We start from the raw sequence: 1,130 nt of genomic DNA, 5'->3' as shown, positions 1-1,130 counted from the left end.
TTATGTGCGCATTTCGCTGATGGTGAGCGGTGATTTCACGCGATGGTTAGCAGGCATTTCGCGCGATCGTGAGCAGCCGCTTTGGCCGACATGGTGATTGGGTCAGGGGTTTGAGTTGGCGTCAAGAGTTTGATTGCGGGCGTTTTCTTTTCGCATGCTTTCTCCGGAGAGTTGAAGGCGGTGAGCGTTGTGAACGAGGCGGTCCAGGATGGCGTCGCCGAGGGTTGGGTCGCCGATAACGTCGTGCCAATGTTCGACGGGGACCTGGCTGGTGACGATGGTGGAGGCGCGACCGTGGCGATCGTCGAGGATCTCCAGAAGGTCGCGCCGTTCGGGCGGATTTAGAACTGACAGGCCCCAATCATCGAGGATCAGGAGTTGAACGCGGCCGATGGTTTTAAGCAGTCGGCCGTCGCCGCGAGCCAGGGCAAGTCCCTCGAACAGACGCGGGACGCGATGATACTGGACCGAACGATTGTCGCGGCAGGCCTTGTGGCCGAGGGCGCAGGCAATCCAGCTCTTGCCGAGCCCGGTTGCCCCTGTGACGAGCAGGTTCTCGTTGCGGTCGATCCAGTCGCCGCCGACGAGCCTGGCGAAGACGGCGCGATCGATACCGCGCGGAGCGCGCAGATCGACGTCTTCCACGCATGCGCTCTGGCGCAACGCGGCGAACTTGAGACGGGTCGTGAGACGTTTGGTGTCGCGCTCGGCGGCTTCGCGATCGACCAGCAATCCGACGCGCTCCTCGAACGACAGGGCATCGAGATCCGGTGATCGTCGCTGCTCCTGGAGGGCCTTGGCCATTCCGGTCAAGCCGAGCGTAGTCAGCCGTTCATGGGTCGGATGTGTCAGCATTGGGGGGTCTCCCTATCAGTGGAAATAGCCCTGACCGCGGATGTTGCCGTGGCGCAGGGGCTGGTGGTCGGAGGTCTCGTCGAGAAAAGCGCGATCAAGGCCGCTCTTGAGGATCGAACGGATCGAGGCGACGGAGCGAGCCTTGATCAGGATGCCGCGTCGGCAGGCGGCATCGACACGCGCGTTGTCGTAGCTCCTGGCCAGCGACAGGATACCGAGGCAGGTGCGAAAGCCTTGCTCGGGATGCGGCCGGGCCGCGATGACGGCCTGGAAAA

Annotated in this window: 1 protein-coding gene and 1 pseudogene; both read right to left on the bottom strand. The window is 63.0% G+C overall.

Features of this window, described 5'->3' with window-relative positions; all coding sequences use genetic code 11:
* Positions 1 to 102: 102 nt before the first annotated feature.
* Positions 103 to 855 (bottom strand): IS21-like element helper ATPase IstB, encoded by a 753-nt coding sequence (gene istB, locus ACFQX9_RS11760; RefSeq protein WP_377788605.1) that lies wholly within the window; start codon positions 853 to 855, stop codon positions 103 to 105.
* Between the two features lie 15 nt (positions 856 to 870).
* Positions 871 to 1,130, bottom strand: a pseudogene (locus tag ACFQX9_RS11755) (IS21 family transposase); the annotation flags it as partial.

Origin of the sequence: Bradyrhizobium sp. GCM10028915 (genome assembly GCF_042666195.1) — a bacterium.
GTDB classification, from domain to species: domain Bacteria; phylum Pseudomonadota; class Alphaproteobacteria; order Rhizobiales; family Xanthobacteraceae; genus Bradyrhizobium; species Bradyrhizobium canariense_D.
The sequence above is the reverse complement of the archived record's forward strand: the minus strand, read 5'-3'. Positions and strand labels throughout refer to the sequence as shown.